Origin of the sequence: Aquabacterium sp. A7-Y (assembly GCF_026153205.1) — a bacterium.
Classification (GTDB): Bacteria; Pseudomonadota; Gammaproteobacteria; order Burkholderiales; family Burkholderiaceae_C; genus Caldimonas.
On record NZ_JAPFBW010000013.1, the window covers coordinates 92,435 to 113,512 of the forward strand.

Here is a 21,078-nt window from a genome sequence, read left to right on the forward strand (position 1 = left end):
TCTCGCAAGTGGGTCACAAGGAATTAACGCCCATCTGATAATCAGGGCGCCGGGTGTGTGCCGGATGCCACATTTGGGGCAAAAACCTCGCCCGTCGGCCAGCCTGCGGCCGACCGAAGGCGGTTTTTCGAGAGGGACTCAAGAATCGCGATGACAGTGTGCAAGCACTTGAGGCTATGCGAAGGTATCCGCCTGTGCAAAAGCGGTTCCTCGGGCATCTTTGGCGGAAACCAGCGGCGGCGCACCTGCGTCGGGCCAGGCAATGGCGAGATCGGGGTCGTCCCAGCGGATCGAGCGCTCGGCCTCGGGAGCGTAGTAGTCGGTGGTCTTGTAGAGGAAGTCGGCGCTCTCGCTCAGGACCAGGAAGCCGTGGGCGAAGCCGGGCGGAAGCCAGAACTGGCGGTGGTTCTCGCCGCTGAGTTCGACCCCCGCCCAGCGCCCGAAGTGAGAGCTGCCGCGCCGCAGGTCCACCGCGACATCGAACACCCGCCCCTGCGTCACCCGCACCAGCTTGCCCTGCACATGCGGCGCGAGCTGGTAGTGCAGACCGCGCAGCACGCCACGGGACGAGCGCGAGTGGTTGTCTTGCACGAAGCTGTAATTCGTGCCGGTTAATTCGTCAAAGCGCTGCTGGTTGAAGCTTTCCATGAAAAACCCGCGCTCATCGCCGAAGACGCGAGGCTCCAGGATGAGCAGGCCGGGAATGGCGGTCTCGACGATCTTCATCAGAACACTCGCTCCTTCAGCACTTGCTGCAGATAGTGACCATAGCCGCTCTTCGCCAGCGGGGCGGCCAGGCGCTCGAGCTGTTCGTCGCCGATCCAGCCCTGCCGCCAGGCGATTTCCTCCGGGCAGCAGATCTTCAGGCCCTGGCGGGTCTCCAGCGTGTGGATGAACTGGCTGGCGGCGAGCAGGGACTCGTGCGTGCCGGTGTCGAGCCAGGCGTCGCCGCGGCCGAGCAGCTGCACGTCGAGCTTGCCGGCTTCCAGGTAAAGGCGGTTCAGGTCGGTGATTTCGAGCTCGCCGCGGGCGCTGGGGCGCAGCCCGCGGGCCAGCCGCACCACCTCGTCGTCGTAGAAGTACAGGCCCGTGACGGCATAACGGCTCTTGGGCACCTGCGGCTTTTCCTCGATGCTGATGGCCCGCCCGGCGGCGTCGAACTCGACCACGCCGTAACGCTGCGGGTCATTGACCGGGTAGGCGAACACGGTGGCGCCGTCGGCTTGGCGGTTGGCCGCGGCGAGGCGGGCGCTCAGGTCGTGGCCGTAGAAGATGTTGTCGCCGAGCACCAGGGCGCTGGGGGCGCCGGCGAGGAAGGCGTCGCCGATCAGGAAGGCTTGCGCCAGGCCGTCCGGGCTGGGTTGCACGGCATAGCTGATCGTCAGGCCCCAGGCGCTGCCGTCGCCCAGCAGCTGCTCGAAGCGCGGGGTGTCCTGCGGCGTGGAGATCACCAGGATCTCGCGGATGCCGGCCAGCAGCAGCACGCACAGCGGGTAATAGATCATCGGCTTGTCGTAGACCGGCATGAGCTGCTTGCTCACCGCCAGGGTCACGGGGTGCAGCCGGGTGCCGGAGCCTCCGGCGAGGATGATGCCTTTGCGCGCCATGTCGCCTCCGTCGTCTCTGTCGTGGATTTCTTCTGCTCGGATGTCCGTGTCGCCGTCCCGGCGCTCAGCGGCTGGCGTTGGGCAGCACTTCTGCCAGCATGCGCTCCACGCCCTGCTGCCAGGGCGGCAGGTGCAGGCCGAAGGCCGTCTGCAGCCGCGCCGTCGCCAGGCGCGAGTTGAGCGGCCGGCGGGCCGGCGTCGGAAAGGCTGAGCTGGGCACGGGCTCGATCGCCTCCAGCGGGACCTTGAGAGTGACCCCCCGGGCCCGGGCCCACTCGATCACGTGGCACGCATAAGCGTGCCAGCTGGTCTCGCCGCCGGCGGCCAGGTGATAGGTGCCGGCGAGTTCGGAGCGGGCTTGGGCGCTGCGCAAGGCGTGGGCGGTGACATCGGCGACCAGTTCGGCGCCGGTCGGAGCGCCGAACTGATCGGCCACCACCGACAGCCGCTCGCGCTCGGCCGCCAGCCGCAGCATGGTGCGGGCGAAGTTGCCTCCGCGTGCCGCGTGGACCCAGCTGGTGCGCAGGATCAGGTGGCGACAGCCGCTGGCCCGGATCAGGCCCTCGCCTTCCAGCTTGCTGCGGCCATAGACATTGAGGGGGCCGGTGGGGTCGTCTTCCGCGCGCCCGCTCGTGCCGGAGCCGTCGAAGACATAGTCGGTGCTGTAATGGACCAGCCAGGCGCCGAGGGCGGCTGCCTCACGGGCGAGCACGCCGGGGGCCGTGGCATTGATCAGGGTGGCGAGTTCGGGCTCGGCCTCGGCCTTGTCGACGGCGGTGTGGGCGGCGGCGTTGACGATGATCTCGGGCCGCAGCTGCCGCACGGAGGCAGCCAGCGCTTCGGGTTCCGCGAGGTTGCCGCAGAGCCCGCGGCCGGGGTCGCCGCTGCGGTCGAGCGCCACCAGGCGGCCCAGCGGCGCCAGGGCGCGCTGCAGCTCCCAGCCGATCTGGCCGTTCCCGCCCAGCAGCAGGATGGTCGGGAGGCCCAAAGCCGCCGCGCTCATGCACCCGCTCCCGGCGCGTATTGCGTCGCCAGCCACTGGCGGTAGGCGCCACTCTGAACTTCGGCCACCCAGTCGGGATGGTCCAGGTACCACTGCACCGTCTTGCGGATGCCGGTCTCGAAGGTCTCGGCAGGGCGCCAGCCCAACTCACGCTCGATCTTGCGGGCGTCGATGGCGTAACGACGGTCGTGGCCGGGGCGGTCCTTGACGAAGGTGACCAGGCGCCGGTAGGGGCCGGCGGGGTCGGGGCGCAATTCGTCGAGCAGGTCGCAGACCGTGTGCACGATCTCCAGGTTGGTCTTCTCGTTCCAGCCGCCGATGTTGTAGGTCTCGCCCGGCCGCCCGGCGGCCAGCACCGCCCGGATGCCGGCGGCATGGTCCTTCACGTAGAGCCAGTCGCGCACGTTCTGGCCGTCGCCGTAGACCGGCAGCGGCTTGCCGGCCAGCGCGTTGACGATCATCAGCGGGATCAGCTTTTCCGGAAAGTGCCAGGGACCGTAGTTGTTGGAGCAGTTGGTCGTGAGCACCGGCAGCCCGTAGGTGTGGTGCCAGGCGCGCACCAGGTGGTCGCTGGCGGCCTTGCTGGCGGAGTAGGGGCTGTTGGGCTGGTAGGGATGGTCCTCGGTGAAGGCGGCATCGCCCGGCCCCAGCGAGCCGTACACCTCGTCGGTGGAGACGTGGTGGAAGCGGAAGGCGCCTTGCTCGTCGGCCGGCAGCGCGGACCAGTGGGCGCGCGCGGCCTCCAGCAGCGTGAAGCTGCCTTCGACATTGGTGCGCACGAAGGCGGCGGGGCCGTGGATGGAACGGTCGACGTGGCTCTCGGCGGCGAAATGCACGATGGCGCGTGGCCGGTAGCGCGACAGCAGGCTGTCGAGCAGCGGGCGGTCGCAGATGTCGCCGTGCACGAACACGTGGCGGGCGTCGCCCTGCAGTGCGGCCAGGTTGCGCAGATTGCCGGCGTAGGTGAGGGCGTCGAGGTTGACGACCGGCTCGCTGGTCTCGGCCACCCAGTCGAGGACGAAGTTGCTGCCTATGAAGCCGGCGCCGCCGGTGACGAGGATCATCGATGTACCACCTTGGTCCGCGGCCCGGTTGCCATGTCGGCAGCCGGGGCCGTGTGCATGAGGCGCATTGTCACCTGCTCCGGCCCGCGATCGCTCGTTCTTCAGCGGCTACGCCAGCTCAGCAACCAGCGCAGCACCTTGCGCCAGGGCGGCAAGGTGCCAGGGCCGGCGGCACGCCAGGCCAGCAGTTCGTCGAGCGCCCGCTCGGGCGTGGTAAAGGCACGGGTCGTGCGGCTCACGTAGGCGGGGTAGAGGATCAACACGCCGGCCACCAGTTCGTCCAGCGTCAAGCGGCGGCTGCGGCGCGGGATCGACAGCATGTCGTGCGTCAGGCCCCAGCCGGCATAGAAAGGCGCGCCGTGGCAAACCACCGCCTTGCCGCGCAGCAGCGCCTCGAAGCCGGCCAGCGAGGTCAGCACGTGCACCTCGTCGACAGCGTCCAGCAGGGCGTGCATCGGCACGTCGACCACCACCTCGTCGCACTCCAGCGCAGCCCGGTCTTCGCCCTGGCCCTGCTTGCGCAGTTTGGCGACCACGTCGGGATGGGGCTTGTAGATCAGGTGGGCGTCGGGAGCCGCCTTGCGGGCCGCGCCCAGCAGGGCCATGTTGCTGCGAAGGCCGAGTGCACCATAGGTGATGGAGGCGTCGGACTCGACCTGCCCGGGCACCAGCACGACCCGCTTTGCGCCTGGCGGACGTGTCCAGGCCCCGGTGCCCACGTTGTACTTGGTGACCCCGGAGGCCGCGATGCGTTCGCGCAGCACACGGGCGCGTTCGATCAGGGCGGCATCGAAACCTTCGTTCTGGAGCAGATGCTCCAGGTCCGACGGCGCGGTGGCGTCGTAGTAGATGCCGCGGCCATCCATCACCCAGGACAAGGGCCGCACGAGGTCGGCACCGAGACCGACGGAGCGGATGAAGCCGTCTTCGAGGCGGATGACGTGCGGGGTCCGGCCCGCTCCCGATACCGTCGCCTCCCCTTCAGCGGGCGACGAGGGCGAAGTGGGCGCCTCGCGCCGCCCCCACACTGCCAGCGTGGCACCGGCGGGCGCGTCTGCGGCACGCGGGACGAAGCTGACCCGACTGCCGCTGAAGAAGGCGCGGACGATGGGCCTTTTCCAGTGTGAGAAGCCGATGGCGTGCACCTGCGCCGGGAAGCGCTCGCGCATGCGCCGCTGCAGTCCCATCCACTCCAACAGGCGCTCGGGCTCACAACGCTGCAGCGTTTCCGGATCGAGATAGCGCGGGTACTCGATCAACGCGGCGTGAACCAGCTCTTCAAGCTTCACGTGATGCCCGGTACGCCGGCGCTCGGGGGCCTGCAACTCGTCGCCCGTCAACCCCCAGCCCGCGTAAAACGGCATACCGAAAGTCCGCACCGGCTTGCCCCAGAGCAGCCCTTCGAAGCCCATCTGTGAGGTGACGCAGTACACCGCATGGGCGGGCTCGAGCAGCGAGGGCGGGTGCGCGTCGGAGGCCAGCAGCGTCACCCGCGAGGCCTGGCCCGGTGACAACGCGCTGAAGTGGCCGCGCTTGCGGCCGGAGATGACGTCCGGGTGGACTTTCAGGATCACCGGCAGTTGTGGATGCTCGTCCAGCGCGGCTTCGAGCATGCGTTGGAAGCTGTGCACATCGGCCAGGCCATAGCGGATGGAGGCGTCGCCGAAGGTTTGGTCTATCGCCAGCACGTAGGGACCGGCCATTGGAGGCGGAAGCTCGCGCGCGTGGTTGTATTTGGAGAGGCGGACGCTGCACCAGAGGGACCGTATGCTCGCCGCGCGCTGCAGCTGGGCTTCGGAATGCACGGCCGCGATGAGACGCTCTACCCGCGAGGGCCCTGTGGCGTCATAGTAGATGCCTTGGTCGTCCAACACTATGGAGAGCGGGGGCTCCACGGAGCCGAGGCGGACGGACCGAATGAAGCCGTCCTCGAGATACCAGGTAGGTAGCCCGTGGCGCTCGCCAACGCGCCGCGCCTTTTCAGCACTCGGCTTCCTCCCCCATGCCAGCACGCCGGTCAGTTCGGCGACCGGGTGGCGGTGCGACACCACGCGGCAGTCGTCCAGCAGCGACGGCAGGGTCGCAATCCCCCGGACCCCGGAGCTGACAGCGGCAAGAATGCGACTTGGACTTCTCATCGATGGACCGAAGGACCCGTTCACCACTGCAGGTGAACGAATTCCCAGGTCGGGGAGGCATTGAAGCTGTTGCCCGGCTCCTTGTAGCCAAGTGAAGCCAGGAAGACGGCGAGCTCTCGCAAGTGCTCCTGCGTATGGGCCTCCACGAAAATCTGAGGCTTGAATTGCTCGATCACGCGCCGGGCCCCTTTCAAGACTTCCAACTCCATGCCTTCAACGTCTATTTTCATCAGCGAAACGGGATCATAGACGAGTTCATCGATGGGCGAACAGACGACGGTGTGCCGCGCTGCGTACAGTGCGCTATTCGTGCGAGTTTCGAAGGTGCCGTGCGAGGCCGCGATGCCGACCGGGAACGGCTGGATTTTTGCATCCAGCTTGTTTTCCGATCGATTCTTCAGGATGAGTTCATAATGATTCGGGAACGGCTCGAACGCGATCACCCGGGTGCTGGGGGCGAACAGGGAGAAATACACGGAGTGGTGCCCGCAATTCGCTCCGATATCGAGAAAAACACCGGAACGCGCAGTTCGCGTGATATATCCGAGCATTTTATGCTCGTAGAATTTTTCCTGGGACAGGCTTTCGTCGACCCTGGAGCCGGGCTCGCAGTTCACCCGGACAATGCGGCCGGCGTGAAGAAACTGGTGCGTCGCGATTGAATCTGTCATTTTACGGTCATGGCGTTCCATCAGAGACTCCGTCGTCAAGATCTATTGGGGCGCAAGCGCGAAGGCGAATTGCCCGCAATACACCAATTTTCTGTAATTGATGATTTTTTCGTGCCTTTTTTCCTGCCTTGCCTTCGCCTCGATCTCCCGATTGACGGGGGACTCCTCCGTGAAATAATGCGACATCGACGCCGGTCTTCCTTGATAACTGCGCTGCATCAAGGTGAACCCATCAATGCCCGGCCGGAATTCCACTAGATTCAAACCCGCATCCTCCGCGATGCGCTTGAATCCGTAGATCGTGAAGTTCCACATGCTGTAGGAGTGGTAGGGCTCGAACTGCGAGGTCTGTCCGATGAACAGACCCTCCTTTTTCAACACCCGGGCAATCTCCCGTAGCGCCAATTCCGGCTTCCGCACGTGTTCGAGCACCTGCTTCGAAAACACGAGGGCATAGCTCGCGTTGGGCAGGGGCAGTTCATAGCCGTCGTAGGTCATGAAGTGCCCGTCGGTTCGTCTTCGCGAGGCCACCTCGGGCGAGGCCGCGATGTCGATGCCAGTCCATCTCGTCTTGGGCAAGAGACGTTTGAACAGGTCGATCGAGCGTCCATCGCCGCAGCCGAAGTCGAGCACCTCGGAAGGAAGAAAACCTCGGGCGACCCGCGCTTCCAGCACCGACTCAGCACTGGCCTGGCGGCAGTCGTCTTCCGGAATCGCGGCCTTCAAAAAGTCGTAGAGTTCCTGCACCTGCTTACTCCCCTCGGCGACTGGCGGGCTCGAGATGATTCCCGCTCGCGGACGCCGGCAGATCTTCGGTCTGCCGCGCATCGGCCCGGCGTACGAGATCGAGCCATCCGGCAGCGACCACCCCCGGCGCGAACGCCGCCATCGACGCGGGCCCTGCCGCCCCCAGCAAGGCGCGCAGTTCGGGGTTCTTGAGGAGAACCTCAAGCGCATCGGCCAGGGCTTGCGCTCGATCCCCGCCATACTGGGCAGGATCGGCCAACAAACCGTTGGAGCCGTGAACGATCAGGCTGTTGGTCCCCGGGCAGTCGGCAAACCCCACTGCGGGCAGACCTTTCAACAAGGCTTCGGCGGTGACGAGGCCAAAGCCTTCGAAACGCGAGGGCATGCAAAAAATCTTCGCCCGGGCGTAGTGCGACATCACGTCGTCGGACTCGCCTTTGAGATGAAACGAGGAGGCCACGCCCGCCTCCGCGATCTGGGCCTCGATCTGTTTGCGCAGCGGCCCGTTGCCGTACAACTCGATCTGCCAGTCTGGATATGCTCGATGAAGGCGCGCCCACGCCTGGATCAAGGTCGCATGGTCCTTGGCGGGCGACAGTCGCCCGACCACGATGATCATGTTGCGCTGGGGGTCCGGCTCCGCGGGACGCGCCATCTCGCCGGACACAAAAACGGCGTTCGGCAACACCGTCATCCGCTTCTGCAGACTGGGGGGAAACCAGTCGCGGAACTCAGGCAGGAGCACCGTGATACCCGCGGCCATCCTCAGCGCGTGCAAACGCAGGAAACGATCAAAGGGATTCGCGTCCCAGCGTTCCCACTTGGTGAAGTCGTGCTCGGGCACATTGTGCAATGAAGCGACGACAGGAATGCCGGTGCCCATGCACGCGATCAGCGTGTCAGTCGTCGCGCTCGGTTGAAAGGCGATCACCAACCGGGGACGGTGGGCCCGCAGAAAACTGCGCAGCGCCTTGATGAACCACCGATGCTGCCGCCACCAGGTGAAAAAACTCGCCGGGAACCTGTATTTCAACGCCGCGCGGCCTTTCGGCGCCCCTCGCGGAGCCGACCCTGTTTCCGGGAGCTTGGGCCGGTCCTTGGGCCGCACCGAGAGCACGTGGACACTCCGTCGGAGTTCGAAAAACGGGCGCCCGGGAGGATCAGCATGGTAGATGGTGACCGGAATGCCGGCATCCGCGAGCGCATTTGCGACGTTGCACAACACCTTTTCGGCGCCCCCGGCGCGCCCGACCACGGTGCGAATGACAAAGGCCACGTGGGGCAGAGCGGCGTCGGAAGGCGACACGACGGGCCAGCGATGGGCGAGGTGCGTGACGCCTGTCAGAGTGTCAGCGGGGTTCATGCGGCAAACGCCCCCACCTCGGCGAGCGCCCTCACGTCATCGCGGAGGCGCTCGAAATCGGCCACCGACGAGATCGGGTAAATCATTTCGCCGGCCTCGATGCGCACCGCCGCCTCCCCGGCATGGACCATGGTGGAGAGCGGGTGAAACCGCAGGGGGTAGGGCTTCAGCTGGCAGTGCGTCTGCAACCATTCGACACTCGTGGCCGACGCCGGTGCCGGCGTTGGCGTCGCCGGCAGACGGCGGAATCCCCGCAGCGCCTTGGTGACAAAGGCCGGCGAGAGGGCACTGCGGTATCCCTTCAAGAGCTCCAGGCCTCGCACTAGCGCCTGATTGCGCACCGGCCCCGCGAGCTGCCTGTTCGAGACCGGGAGCGGCGCGCCGCCCTTGGCCTCGGGATGCGAAACGATTTGGGCCATCACCCGGCTCAAGGTGCAGCCCGCGGCCAGCAGATGGACCCGGGTGTCGTAGGCCGCGAGACGCGCCAGCGGCGCCAGCAGACTGTGGTCCAGCACGTGGGCCTCTTCGACGTCCTGCCTGGGGAGCCATTCGTCGAAGCTGCTCGCGCCATCGTGCTGGAGCGCTTGCAGGTATCTGCGCCACAGCAGCGTTTCGGTATCGGGGCAGAGCAAGTGAAATTTGCATTTGGCGCCCTTCACGGCATCTCGCAGCTCGCGCTCGACGCGTTCGATGCCCGCGACGAGCAGCTCGACGCTCTCCTTGATTTCGGTCGGCGTCGAGAGATCGAGCGTGACCGGCGCGCCGAGATAAAGCAGCGAGGAATGGCCGTCGCTGTTGGACAGCGCGGCGGCGGCGTACAACCTTCGCCTCCCGGCCAGCGCCTCGGAGGCCTCCTTCTCGCGCGGCTGCAGGATCGCCAGGTGGTCCTTGGTGCTCCACAGCTTCCCCAACCGGGGCGGGACGTACCACACGCCGGCGGCCCGGGTCCCGTCCCCCAATGCCGAGAGATAACGCTTGACCGGCTCGTGGTCTTCCTCGGCTAGCGAAACGACGATGTCCAGGGTCGGCATGCTGCTTCCGCCTCGCGCCAGGGGCGGATACGGCGCCGGATCGAGCCGTTCCGTCCTCGCAGCGAGGTTCGTCTTCGGGTCTGAGCTCGTTTTGGCAAACAGAATGCGCGGGACCCTGAGGGCGGCGCGGCAGTAATACCAGGCGCCGAGGACGCGGCCCTCGTTGCGGAAGGCGTGCCGGGACGCGAGTAGCAGGTGGTTTTTCCGGCAACCGCGCACGAATGAGGCGCCGTACTGTTCGAACAGCGGTCGATGTTTTTGCCAAATATGCCCCAGAGAGGCCGCCAACACGCGGCCGGGCTTGTCATCGTCATTCTTCAGATAGATGCAAAGCGGTTTGTGCGGGTCCGAAAGCATCAGTCGGCCACCGTTCGCGGAAAACCGAACGAGAAAATCGAGGTCCTGCAGCCGGGAGAGATGCACGTCGAACTTCCCGACGCTCCGGAATGTTTCCGTCCTGGCGAGCATGGTCCAGAGATAGGCGCCGATGCGCCCGTTGAGAAAACCACGCAGCTGGTCGCCGACGAGGTTCGGTACGCGGTGCTGCGCCTTTTTCGAATGGCTCCATTTCCAATCGAAGGCGCACATGCAGATGACGGGCTCGCCCTCGAGCACACCCGGCTCCGCCAGCAAGGCGTCGAACTGCACCGCCAGCTTGTTGGGGTACCACAGGTCGTCCGCATCGATCCAGGTCAGGAATTCACCCCGAGCCTCTTCGAGGATGGTATTTCGTGCGCTCGGCCGCCCTCGGTTCCTGTCGTGTCGCACGACGCGGATGGCTCCATAAGTGTCAGCCAGCTCGGTGACGATGGCGACCGTGTCGTCGGTGCTGCCGTCGTCCACCACCAAGATCTCGAAGCTACCCCGCCAGGTTTGCTTCAGCACCGAAAAAATGGCGTCCTTGATCGTTCTTCCTGCGTCGTAGGCAGGCAGACCGATGGTTAAGACGGGCGTATCTGGGGCGAGGAGTTCCTGTTTCATGGCGCCTTCGGAGGTGATTGCACGGGTCCCAGCTCATTCATCCCGGCCGGTGCCGCGTCTTCGCCACGCGCACAGCGGCTGAACCGGTCGTCGAGATACTTCATGTACTGCCGGTCGGCGGGGGGTGGTTCTTGGGCCGGACAGGGAAAATCGCCGCCGCCGATATTCGGCCGGGGCTCCACATGCGCGTCATCCCGGCACAAAACCGCAGCGCGGTGGAGCTCCGCGAGAGGCGAGCCGCAGGCAAACACCTTGTTTTGGAGGCCCGCCATCTCGCCGCGTTGTTCCGCCCGCTTCAGGATCTGGCCGAACAGAACGAGGACATGAAAGTGGTAGCCGCAGTCTTTGCTGCCCTTGTCGAGGAAATAGCCACGCTGCTTGTTCTGCGCGAGGGTGTTGAAGCCGTAGTAGGCGCGGCGCGCACCAGCTTTTCCCAGTGGTGGCGAGAGGAAATCCGCGAGATCGGGGGGCGAACCGGGCGCCTCGTCGCCGCGCCCGATGAAAAGCTGATTCAGACCCTCCGCCACGGCCCGGTCGAAGTCGATGCCTTCGTCCCAGCCCCGCGCCGCGAGGTAGTCGGCGCTGAGACCGAGGTCGCGCACGACATGCAGGTGCTGGTTCAGCGTGGCCCCTGCCTGGGTCGGTTGATCGCGCCGGGTGATCGAGTGATACCAGGCGCAGCGCTGTGCCGAGTTTGGCTCACAAGCTCGGCGCGAGGCGAGTCCGCCCTGCGACACGTCGGCGACGACCACCTGGAGGGCGCCACGGGCAACGGCGCGGAACAGCGCCGAATCCTCGGCAGCCAGGGGATAGCGGCTCTGCGCTGCGAGGCCGGACAGGTTATACAGGATGTACGAGAGCCCCGCCTGGCCCATCGCGTTGTAGGGACGGCCTCGATCGTTGAGAAGGGCGACGCGTTCGATGCGGCCCTTGAGGTCGAGGCGCTCGGTGTTTCGACGCTCGTCGGCCAAGGCACTCTTCAACGCTTCGGCCGGATCGACCCGCACTCGCGGATTGCCGAGCTCTGCCTCGACCTGACGCCGCACGAGGGTCGCCACCGGCATGGAGGAGCCCTGTCCAAGCGCGACTGCCGCATCCGGACCGCCCCGCGCCCAGATGTCGCGCAACCCCCGGAGGCATCCGACAAGCCCATGCCAGGCGTCGGGCACCGCGAACACCGGGCCGGGCTCGCAACGCTGCGATTCGCCACAGGCGGGTACCTCCACCGGCTTGCCGCAGGCGCCAGGTGCCGTTGCCTGGGCCGCAGCCTCCGCAGACACTAGAAAGATGACGAGCACGGCGGCCAGTTTCATGATCTGTGGTACTCGGGATTCGAATCCGGCCAGGCCGCCGGACGATCGCTTGAGAGCGGGCCGACGGTGCGACATGGAAGCCAGCGCTTGCAATACACGAAGAAGAAGTGGGAACCTGAGTCTCGCACCGCGTGGGCTGGGAGGTTGTACCTGCTTGCGTCGGGCCGGGAAACGCAGGGTTGCATCGGGAAGTGGTCCATCCCCTCGAACACCCGTCAACCGGCAGGTGACACGCCAGGACGTTTTTTCGCCTCCCTCATAGCGGGATGTTGCTCTGCAGGGGCAACGGCGAAAACTTGCCTTCGCCATACATCAGCGTGTGCCATCGATTCCACCTCTCCCAATATTGCAAACGGCTGTGGACGGCATGCCGGGACGAAAAACCAGTAGCAGGTGCGTTGGTAAGGGAGTCGGCGCGCCAGCTTCCGAGAGAAAGCACCTTTCTCACGCGGGCCACCGCGGAGACGCCGAAGACCAGTTTGATTCGAGCCAAATACTCGCTGTCGGCCCCGATCGCGACGTTGTCGAACCAGCCCAGACGCGACAGGACCTGCCTGCGCATCATGAGCGAAGAGGTGTTCATGCGGGCGTACGGGTAGACCTGCCTGGCGTGGAAGCAGCCTTCGCGACAGACCCGCACCCAATCCGACACGGAGGCCTGGATGCGGGGCGAAGACCGGACGGCGCGCAATTGCAGCGAGATTTTCTCGGGGTGCGACCAGTCGTCTCCGTCGTGGAAAGTGATGAATTCACCTCGGGCGACAGCCATGCCCCGATTGCGAGCCGTATATGTGCCTTGCTGTACCGGCAATCGCAGCACCTGGATGCGCGGGTCGTGCGAAAACGCCGCCTCGACCCGCGATCCGGTACCGTCGGTGCTGGCGTCATCAACCACGATGACTTCCAGATTGCGGTGGTCTTGCTGCAACACTGAATTCACAGCCTGCTCGATGTAATCGGCGACGTTGCATACCGGCATCACGACCGACACCAGCGGCGCCCCGCCGCAGGGCGATGCGTGAGGGGCGCAGACGATCTCGGGCAAGCCCCGCACGGCGGGGGCCAGTTTCACCGGCCGCAGGCCTTGTTGAAGAAAGGCTCGTTCGACCGCCTCGTCGGCGCGCTGGACCCGGCCGAGGCGCCGATCGATGGCCGAAGAAAGCAGGAGATGGTCGATCTCGCCGGCCGAGCAGTGCTGCAGCGCTGCAGCGGCCCGCGGGAAATCGCCGTAGCGATACCAGAGCGCGGCGGTTTGAGCCGGGTGGGCGCTCAGCAGCGGCAAAGCGGCATCAGGCGAGGCACAGACCGCGAAATTCACGAGGCGGTGCAATTGATCGGGCCAGCGCCGGGCCACACGGGCGGCATGGAGGCAGGCTGACAAGACCTCGCCGCTGCGGCACAAGGATCTCGCCACAGCGAGGGCTTCGTCGCGATCGTCGGTTTCCGGGCGCGCCACGCGCAAGGCCTCCAAGTGCATGCCCGCCAGCGACAGCACCACCGGATCCCGCCCCTTGCTCGCAAAAAGCGCGGGAACGCAGTCGCCCATGCGCGCCATGCGTCGATGACGGGCCTCGCCGAACAAGAACAAGGTGCGCCAACCGGGAAAAGCGGACCGCATCACGGCTTGGTGCAGCACCAGGAAAGGGCCCTGGCGCCGCGTCGGAAGAAGTCTTGAAGCCCGAAGACGAATTTTCGAGCCGACGAAAGCAGGTTCGCCCCAGAGGCGGCGGCGGGACTGGCCCCGTTCACGGGCGTATGGGGCTCGACCGACCTGAAGCACCGGACTGCGGCACGAGAGCCGATTTGAAAGTCCTGCGGCATTGCTGCAAACCTTGCCCAGGCGTCGTCTCCGGAAATGGGGGGCTGGCGCAGTGGCAGACGGCAGTTCACGGTGGCCGGGACAGCCGGGAGAGGAATTGAAGCAGAAGATGACAGCACTGTTGGGAGCCACTCCATCGAAACCGGGGATGAACAAGCAGAGCACCGCTCAAGCTGCAAACGGCCGAAAAGGCGTACACCGGAAACTTGTGCGGACGGGAGCGCCTTAGCTGAGCACTTTGCATGCCTTCCTTGCCAGCCCCAAAAACCTGGATGAACGCATGTTCTGGCCAGCGCTGTACCGGAAAATGACACTGCTTGATGCGCTCGGCAATGTGATGGACCGCTGCGATGGTTCGATGACAGCGCCACCGGCGTGTCGACGGCGGGCCCTGCAGCCGGCCCACCGCGATTCACAGCTCACGACCGGCCACAGTGCGATTGTTCGCCGTCCAGTTCAGCGGTACGAGTGACGATCAGGGAACACTTGCAAAAACTGGTGCGCATCCGCAGGGATGCGCACGTCGGCGCCGCGCGCCGCGACGACACCGGTCGGGAATCCGAGAATCGCTCTCAGAGCTTGCGAATGCGGGCGTTCCCGCTTTCGACGGCGAATTCCGCGAGCGTGCGGATGCCCGTCGCCCGGCTGGCAACGTCGTCCACAACCCTCAACGCGACGGTGGTTCGCTTCCGCGTGAGTTCCAGCACGCCGTAGCCACGGTGCTCGGAGTCAGCGAGCACGCAATGCGGGTTGGTCGCAGCGACTCGTGCCGTGCGGTCTTTCGGCCGCCCCCGCGACGAAATGCTGGTGCCGCAGAATTCGCTCGCGATCACAGGCGTGCTCACGTCGTAGGGATCGCGATGGACGTTGGCGACCCAATTCTGGTGAATGTCGCCTCCGAGGAAGACGGGGTTCGAGGCCTTGCTTGCTGCCAGAGCGTCAATGAGGCTTCCGCGCGCATCCGGATAGCCGTCCCATCCGTCGCTCGAATAGGCCTTTCCATGGCCGTGCCGATAGTTCCGCGCGGTGAAGCCGGTCTGCTGCGCAAGCACGTTCCACGAAATGCCCCGGCGAGCGGACTCTTTCAACGAACGCTCGAGCCATGCCATCTGTTCCAGGCCCAGCATGGACCGCTCACCTTCTCCGTCCGGCTGGCATACCGCGGCGACCTTCGCCGACGGAGCGTTGCCACAGCCGGGCGCTTCCCGATACTGGCGGGTATCCAGCATCTGCAATCTCGCCAGGCGGCCAAAATCGACCTGATCGTAGATGCGCAGAGAGCCGGTGTCGTGCAGGCCGGCCAGTCCGCGGACCAAGGCGCTCGCGCGCAGTGGCATGTGCTCGTAGAAGGCTTGATAGGCAGCCGCCCGCTTTGGCGCGAAATCAGCCGTCCCCTCCAGGGAGAGACTGCCGGCGTAGTCGTTCTCGGTCTCATGATCGTCCCACACCACCATCCACGGGCAAGCCGCATGCATGCGTTGCAGCTCCGGATCGCTTCGGTACAAAGCGTAGCGGCGGCGATAGTCGTCCAAGGTACGGATGTGCGGCAAGGGATGGGTCCGCACGGCGTCGCCAGATTTGCGGCTCTGGTACTCGTAGATGTAGTCGCCAAGAAAGACGACCAGGTCCAGCGATTCCTCGGCCATGTGCCGGTAGGCGCCGTAGTACCCGTCCTCCCAGCGCTGGCACGAGGCGTAGCCCAGCCGCCATTTCCCGGGGACAACGTCGGGCAGCGGCGAGGTGCGGCTGCGGCCGACGGGACTCGTCACGTCGCCAACCCTGAATTGATACCGGTACCAGCGGTCCGGGCGCAGACCTTGGACTTCGACGTGGACGGAATGGGCGAGCTCCTTGGAGGCGATCGCCACACCTTTGGCGACCGGCTGCGGCTTGTCCCCATCCGCGAGCACCTCCCAGTGGACAGGGACAGCGTCGAGATCCTGCAGCTCGCTGCCGAACAGGCGGGTCCAGATGACGAAACCGTCCGGCGAAGGCGACCCCGACGCGATGCCTGCCGCAAAATCAGGAGCGAAACCCGCCGGTAGCCTTGCTGCCAAAGCCGATGGCCCCATGGACGCACCGATGATGCCGTTCGCCACCACCTCCAGGAAAGCCCGGCGTCCGGAGTTCATCTTGGTTCGCATGGTCGCCCTTGCATAACTAGATAGAAGTAACGCTGACGCCCTCCGTGTTCAACAGCCCGTAGTAGAAGCCGTTGATAAACATCGTGAGAGCGTTGATCGTATTGGGACCGACGTCCGGGTGATCCTTGATCGAGGGATGCAGGGTCCTAAAGAAGGATACACCGGTGCCGCAGTTGGCGCGAACAATCCGGTCGATGTACTGGTGCTGCGGAGAACGCTCAGAGCAGATGACCACCGCATTCCGTGGTCGCACCGTCTCGAATAGAGCAGCGAACTTTTCCTGCTTGGTTTTCGGGAAGGTGCCGCGCGTGAAGTGGGAGTCGTTGTATCGTTGTTCGTAGTGCTCGTCAGACACGATGGGGTCGACGGCGACCACTTTGTAACCCGCCTGCGCTCCGTGGTACAGGGCTGCCGTGCCCCCTTTCGATGCCCCGTACAGGACGATGTCTTCCTTCGCGATCTTGTATCGCTCGGCCACCAGACGGATTGTGTTCTGCACCCCTGCTTCCACCGAAGAAGAGAAACAGTTGTTCATATAAAAACTACCGACCACCGATCCAATGTCGCTGATTCGCAGTACAACCGTGTTTGCGGGTATGTATTTGGTGATGGAGCCGAAATTCTGGAAAAAATTTCGCTGGAACAGCTTTGCAGTGTACGGCACGTCAGCAACCGACGAAAAGACGACGAGCATCCGCAAGGGTCCGACCTTTGCGGCCGGCCCTTCCACCGTGAAGAAGGTATCTCCGTGGAGCTCCATCTTCTTGTTTCCGCTGATCCTCCAGATCCTCTTGATCGCCGCCAAATTGGCAAAGGACGAAACTCCATTTTTCGCCCGGCAAAGGTGGTAACCTTCGTTGGCAAGCGCCACCACGCATTTCTTTGCGCTCCCGTTCTTTCGTGCGATATCAATCAGGCTTTTTCCCGGCTCCAGTGTCTCGTGGGCCACATGGACGACGGAAGCCACGTCGGACAGAGCAAATGCCTCGGCTGCGTCCAAGTCGTCGGGATACCGAAGATGCACCACACGAGGATCTGATTTCAATACCGACGTCATTTCAATGGCATGATTTGATGAGGGCTGGGCATCAGTGCGGCCGGACCTGATTACCACCTTCTCGAACGTTTGAAGCGCGCCCTTCTGATACGTCTCCGGCTCGAAATCTTCTTCCGCGACCTTTCCGCTCAGAAAGGCGAGCATCCCCTGGACGAGTCCCTCTTCGCTGTTTTCCACCAGCGAGGTCGAGCACTTCAGCACTCCCCTCGCACCCTCAATATCGGTCGCGATGATCTTTTTCTTCATGATCATCGCCTCTAGCAGAACGAGCGGTTGCCCCTCGTGGTTGGAAGACAAAACGAAGCAATCGGCCCGCTTCAGGAAAGAAAACGGATTCGCATGCAGCCCGGCCAGATGCACGCCGCCCTGCAGCCCTTCTTCTTCAATCACCCGCGAGAGGAGACTCCGGAGAGGACCTTCGCCGAGGATGATCAGCTTGGCCTCGGGGTGGGACTTGCGAAGGCGCCCGAATGCCCGGATCAACTTCTCATGCCCCTTTTCCGGGGAAAGCCGGCCAAGAGTTACGAAGGTCTTGCCGGGAGCGTACCAAGTGTCGAAATCGCCGTCGAGCGGCACTTCAGCCAACTCTTTGACCTTCCGCCAATTGATCGCGTTCGGGCAGGCGCGGAAGAGTTCCGGATGGATCCCATACGGCTCCATCAGGCTGTCCGTATTTTGCCGTCGGATGACTTCCGAGACCGAGATCAGGGCATCGAAGTTCTGATAGAGATTGAAGATCCCGTCTAGATGCGGGAATCTCACGCACCGCTCCGCGCGCATGTCGTTGTGCATGTAGATGACGCGTCTGCCCGTATCGCTGCCACCGAAGGCCATCAGCGAGGCCCAGAACCGGCTGTATCCCTCGAAGTCGATAATGGCGTCGAAGGCTGCGAGACCGAACATCCGCTGAAATTCCCGGCGGAAGACTCTTCTATAAACGTCCTTCATCGCCTCCGACGGGAGTTTGTTGCGGGTATTGAACTCGTCCAGCACCCGCCGCTCCTCCAGCGAGCAGTTGAGGCCGCCGACGCGGCCGATGACTTTCACATGCTCCGGCAGTTGCCCAAGGCGCTCTTTTCGCTCGGCGTAGGAAGCAATCTGCCCCGGTTCAACCGCGACCGTGATGTCGTATCGCTCCGGATCCAGCGCGCCAATCAGATTCAAGAAGGAGGTGGTGATTCCATTGGGAATGAAGCTGCCGCCAAAAAACAGCAGAGAGTGGCGTTTTCCAACTTCTGCCTTCCCTGTCCCCCGGGTGGATTTACGCTTCCCGAAAAAGGCCGCCGCCACACGCTCACTGGCGTGTCCATCGTCGTACGGGCAAAAACGGGTGACGGCCTGCTTGTACGTTTCATCGGCATGCGAACCGCTGCGGCTCAGACAACCGTTCAAGGTGGCGACGAGCGACTCCCGGGTGTAGCAGACCGAGCCGGGAAGAGTCTCGATGTCGAAATAGAGCCCTCGCTCATCAGCGTACTCGTCGAGATCGTAGGCGTAGTAGATGATGGGCCTGCGGGTCGCCATGAAGTCGACACAGATGCTGGAGTAGTCAGTGATGAGGATATCGACAATGGAAAGCAGCGCGTTCGTATCGATATCACTCGGTACGACCTTGGTCGATGAAGCCGTGAAGGTCAGCGCCTCCTCGACCAAATGATGCCCCCTGAACAACAACTGGCAAGGCATCTGGGCCAAGGCGTCGAGGTCCCAACCCAGTTGCTCGGTGTCGAATCTTTCTTTCCCCTGCGATCCGCGCCACGTCGGGGCATACAAGACAACGGGCACGCCGTCACCCAGACCCAGACGGGTCCGCAGCGCCCGCTTTTTCTCCTCCGAGGCCGTCAGCGTCAGGTCGACGCGCGGGTACGCGTCCCGGATCAGTTCGCCTCTGAACAGGCCGGCGATGTCGTAGTGGTCGATCAATGCTTCACCGGTATGGTCGTTCGGCACCAGGAGGTGAGTCGCCTGGAGGAAGTTGCGGGCGCTGTTCTTCCATTCCATGAACCCGCCCCTCATGTACCTCCCGAGCGACTTGATCGGAGTGCCATGCCAGGTGTTCAGATATTCCTGCTCCTTACGCCGGATGAAGTAAGGCGGAAAGGTGACGTTGTTGATCAGGTACTTCGCCGTAGCCAAATACTTGCGATACAGGTCACTATCGCGCTCGACAAAAACCACATCGCGTCGCGGCAGATACTCTTCCGGCACCCGGTCCTTTTCGTTCAGCACCCAGACATGGCGCAGACCCGGATATGCCGGGTTCCCCAGCAAGTGCTTGAATATTGCAAAAGGATTGCAGCTCAGGGAGGCCCCATGAAAGCTCTCGTAGAGCACCACTTGCCCGTCGACTGGCAAGGTCTCGCAGTACTCCGTGTACTCCATCACGGCAACGGCTGCCTCGGATTCTTTCTGATACGGAGCATTTTCGACGCCGTACGCGCGCTTCAACACCCATGCTGACTTGAATGCGTCGCAAGCTTCCGCATGCCGCCCGTCCTTGGCCAGGACATAGCCGAGGCGGTAGTGCCATGCGAAAGCATGGTCTTCCTTGCGTGCCAAGGCTTCCCGATAGGCCAACGCCGCTTGCGCCCAGTCTCCCAGTTGCTCTGCCGCGTTGCCCAGCATGAAATGACGCGCGCCATCGGTCGCGTTCTTTCCCAGGGCCGCGCGCGTCAACTCGAGCCGTGTCTGCGACAGCTCCGTCAGATAGCGGTCCAGCTGGGGCCCATCCGCTTCTGTTCCCAGCGCACAGGACGATGGATCGGTGCCGGCCGATAGGTCGAACGCCAGATCGGGCGTTTGCGACATTCGCAGATAGGCAGCGCAAGCAGCCTCGGGCCGGTTGGCTGCCTGCAGCGCATACCCCAGCCGATAAAACCAGTACGCGTCGTGGTCCTCCCGGAGGGCAGCAGCGGCCTGATAGGCAACAGCCGCCCCGTCCCATTGGCCTGAGCGCTCCAGCGCCAGGCCCAGTCCGAAGTGCCATGCAGCCCTGGTTTTATCGAGCGCGACAGCCCTTTGGTAGCACTCGACCGCCTCACGCCACTGGTAGCTGCGCTCATGGCACATGCCGAGCCGGTAATGCAGCTCAGCGTTCAGAGGATCGTTTTCCATGGCTCTGCGGTATTCCCCCCCAGCGAGTTCCCACAGTCCTCTTTTCTGATGCAGTGCGCCGATGCCGAACATGCGCACTGCAGCGTCGGATGCACGGCTTGCAACATCTCGGTAAGCCGCCTGTGCTGCGGAGCGATGTCCCGTTTGTTCGTACGCGCAACCCAACCGGTATTTCCAATCGTCTTCGGTCGGCTTGAGCCGGATCGCCGTTTTGTACGCTTCGACGGCTTCCTCGTGGCGCCCCATATTTTCTCTTGCGACGCCGAGCTGAAAGTGCAGTTCGGCCTCGTTCGGATGGTGGCCGACAGCGAATTCCAGGGCGTCGGCTTCTTGCCACAGTCTTTTCTGCCGCCGCAGCGCTTCACAGAGTCTCTGATGGCTGGGCAGATGCAGAGAGTCGATGTCAATCGCTTTTCGAAAAGCGTCTTCAGAACTGGCCCATTGCTTCAGGGCCAGGAAGCACAGCCCCATGTGATAGTGCCAAAGCGATTGGTCCGGGGTGGTGGCGAGAGCGTCGCCGTAGGCCTCCGCCGCAGCACTCCAATTCGCCTGTTTTCTAAGGCAGTCGCCCAACTTCGCATGCAGCCGGGCGGAAACCTCACCCGGTCCTTGTTGCTCCGCGATGCGCGCCCGAAGCAGCGCCTCCACCCGCGGCCAGGCCTGCAGATGATTCAGGCACTTGATCAGGTGATCGCTCGATGTCTCCTTGAGAGGATCGAGCGCGAGCGCCTTCTCGTAGGAGGCCGCGGCCTCACGCCATTTCCTTTGCTTTTCCCAGGCAAGCCCCAGCTTGAAGTACCAGTTGGCTCGGCCGTGGTCGAGAGCCAACGCGCTGGTGAGCTGTTCAACCGCCTCCTCGAAGCTTCCCGTCTTCAGCAGGACAAATCCGGCCCGATATCGCCAGTGCGCATTGTTGCCGCCGTTTCTCAGGGCGCGCTTGTATGCCGCAGCCGCTCTTTTCCACTTTTTATTTTTTTCAAGCAAGCGGCCAGCCAGATAGTCGAAGTACTGCAGCATTTGTTGGCG

13 protein-coding genes are annotated in these 21,078 nt (G+C 64.0%); all 13 read right to left on the minus strand.

Annotated elements, in window-relative coordinates:
- Positions 1–174 precede the first annotated feature (174 nt).
- Positions 175–726, minus strand: coding sequence for a dTDP-4-dehydrorhamnose 3,5-epimerase (gene rfbC, locus OOT46_RS13825; protein WP_265404194.1), 552 nt, complete (start codon positions 724–726; stop codon positions 175–177).
- Positions 726–1,607, minus strand: a complete 882-nt coding sequence (gene rfbA, locus OOT46_RS13830) for a glucose-1-phosphate thymidylyltransferase RfbA (protein ID WP_265404195.1) — start codon at positions 1,605–1,607, stop codon at positions 726–728. Before rfbA ends, rfbC begins: the two co-directional genes overlap by 1 nt.
- Before the next feature lie 64 nt (positions 1,608–1,671).
- The gene (gene rfbD / locus OOT46_RS13835; protein ID WP_265404196.1) at positions 1,672–2,610 is read right to left on the minus strand and encodes a dTDP-4-dehydrorhamnose reductase; all 939 of its coding nucleotides are present in this window, start codon (positions 2,608–2,610) and stop codon (positions 1,672–1,674) included.
- Positions 2,607–3,674 (minus strand): dTDP-glucose 4,6-dehydratase, encoded by a 1,068-nt coding sequence (rfbB, locus tag OOT46_RS13840; protein ID WP_265404197.1) that lies wholly within the window; start codon positions 3,672–3,674, stop codon positions 2,607–2,609. The genes rfbD and rfbB overlap by 4 nt, the downstream gene beginning before the upstream one ends.
- A gap of 101 nt (positions 3,675–3,775) precedes the next feature.
- Positions 3,776–5,812 (minus strand): capsular polysaccharide biosynthesis protein, encoded by a 2,037-nt coding sequence (locus OOT46_RS13845; RefSeq protein WP_265404198.1) that lies wholly within the window; start codon positions 5,810–5,812, stop codon positions 3,776–3,778.
- A gap of 20 nt (positions 5,813–5,832) precedes the next feature.
- Positions 5,833–6,504: an FkbM family methyltransferase gene (locus OOT46_RS13850; RefSeq protein ID WP_265404199.1), complete on the minus strand. Its 672-nt coding sequence runs from the start codon at positions 6,502–6,504 to the stop codon at positions 5,833–5,835.
- Positions 6,505–6,525: 21 nt separating this feature from the next.
- Positions 6,526–7,230, minus strand: a complete 705-nt coding sequence (locus OOT46_RS13855) for a class I SAM-dependent methyltransferase (RefSeq protein ID WP_265404200.1) — start codon at positions 7,228–7,230, stop codon at positions 6,526–6,528.
- Between the two features lie 4 nt (positions 7,231–7,234).
- Positions 7,235–8,593 (minus strand): glycosyltransferase, encoded by a 1,359-nt coding sequence (locus OOT46_RS13860; RefSeq protein WP_265404201.1) that lies wholly within the window; start codon positions 8,591–8,593, stop codon positions 7,235–7,237.
- Complete coding sequence (locus OOT46_RS13865) at positions 8,590–10,605, minus strand: glycosyltransferase family 2 protein (RefSeq protein ID WP_265404202.1); 2,016 nt, start codon at positions 10,603–10,605, stop codon at positions 8,590–8,592. The genes OOT46_RS13860 and OOT46_RS13865 overlap by 4 nt, the downstream gene beginning before the upstream one ends.
- Positions 10,602–11,918, minus strand: coding sequence for a hypothetical protein (locus tag OOT46_RS13870; protein WP_265404203.1), 1,317 nt, complete (start codon positions 11,916–11,918; stop codon positions 10,602–10,604). Before OOT46_RS13870 ends, OOT46_RS13865 begins: the two co-directional genes overlap by 4 nt.
- A 256-nt stretch (positions 11,919–12,174) precedes the next feature.
- A complete protein-coding gene (locus OOT46_RS13875; protein WP_265404204.1) occupies positions 12,175–13,554 on the minus strand; it encodes a glycosyltransferase family 2 protein in 1,380 nt (459 codons plus the stop codon).
- A gap of 755 nt (positions 13,555–14,309) precedes the next feature.
- Entirely contained in the window at positions 14,310–15,881 is a 1,572-nt protein-coding gene (locus OOT46_RS13880; RefSeq protein WP_265404205.1) for an alkaline phosphatase D family protein, read from the minus strand.
- A gap of 16 nt (positions 15,882–15,897) precedes the next feature.
- Positions 15,898–21,069 carry an XcbB/CpsF family capsular polysaccharide biosynthesis protein gene (locus tag OOT46_RS13885; RefSeq protein WP_265404206.1) on the minus strand — a complete coding sequence of 1,724 codons (5,172 nt, stop codon included), beginning with the start codon at positions 21,067–21,069 and terminating at the stop codon, positions 15,898–15,900.
- Positions 21,070–21,078: the final 9 nt, after the last annotated feature.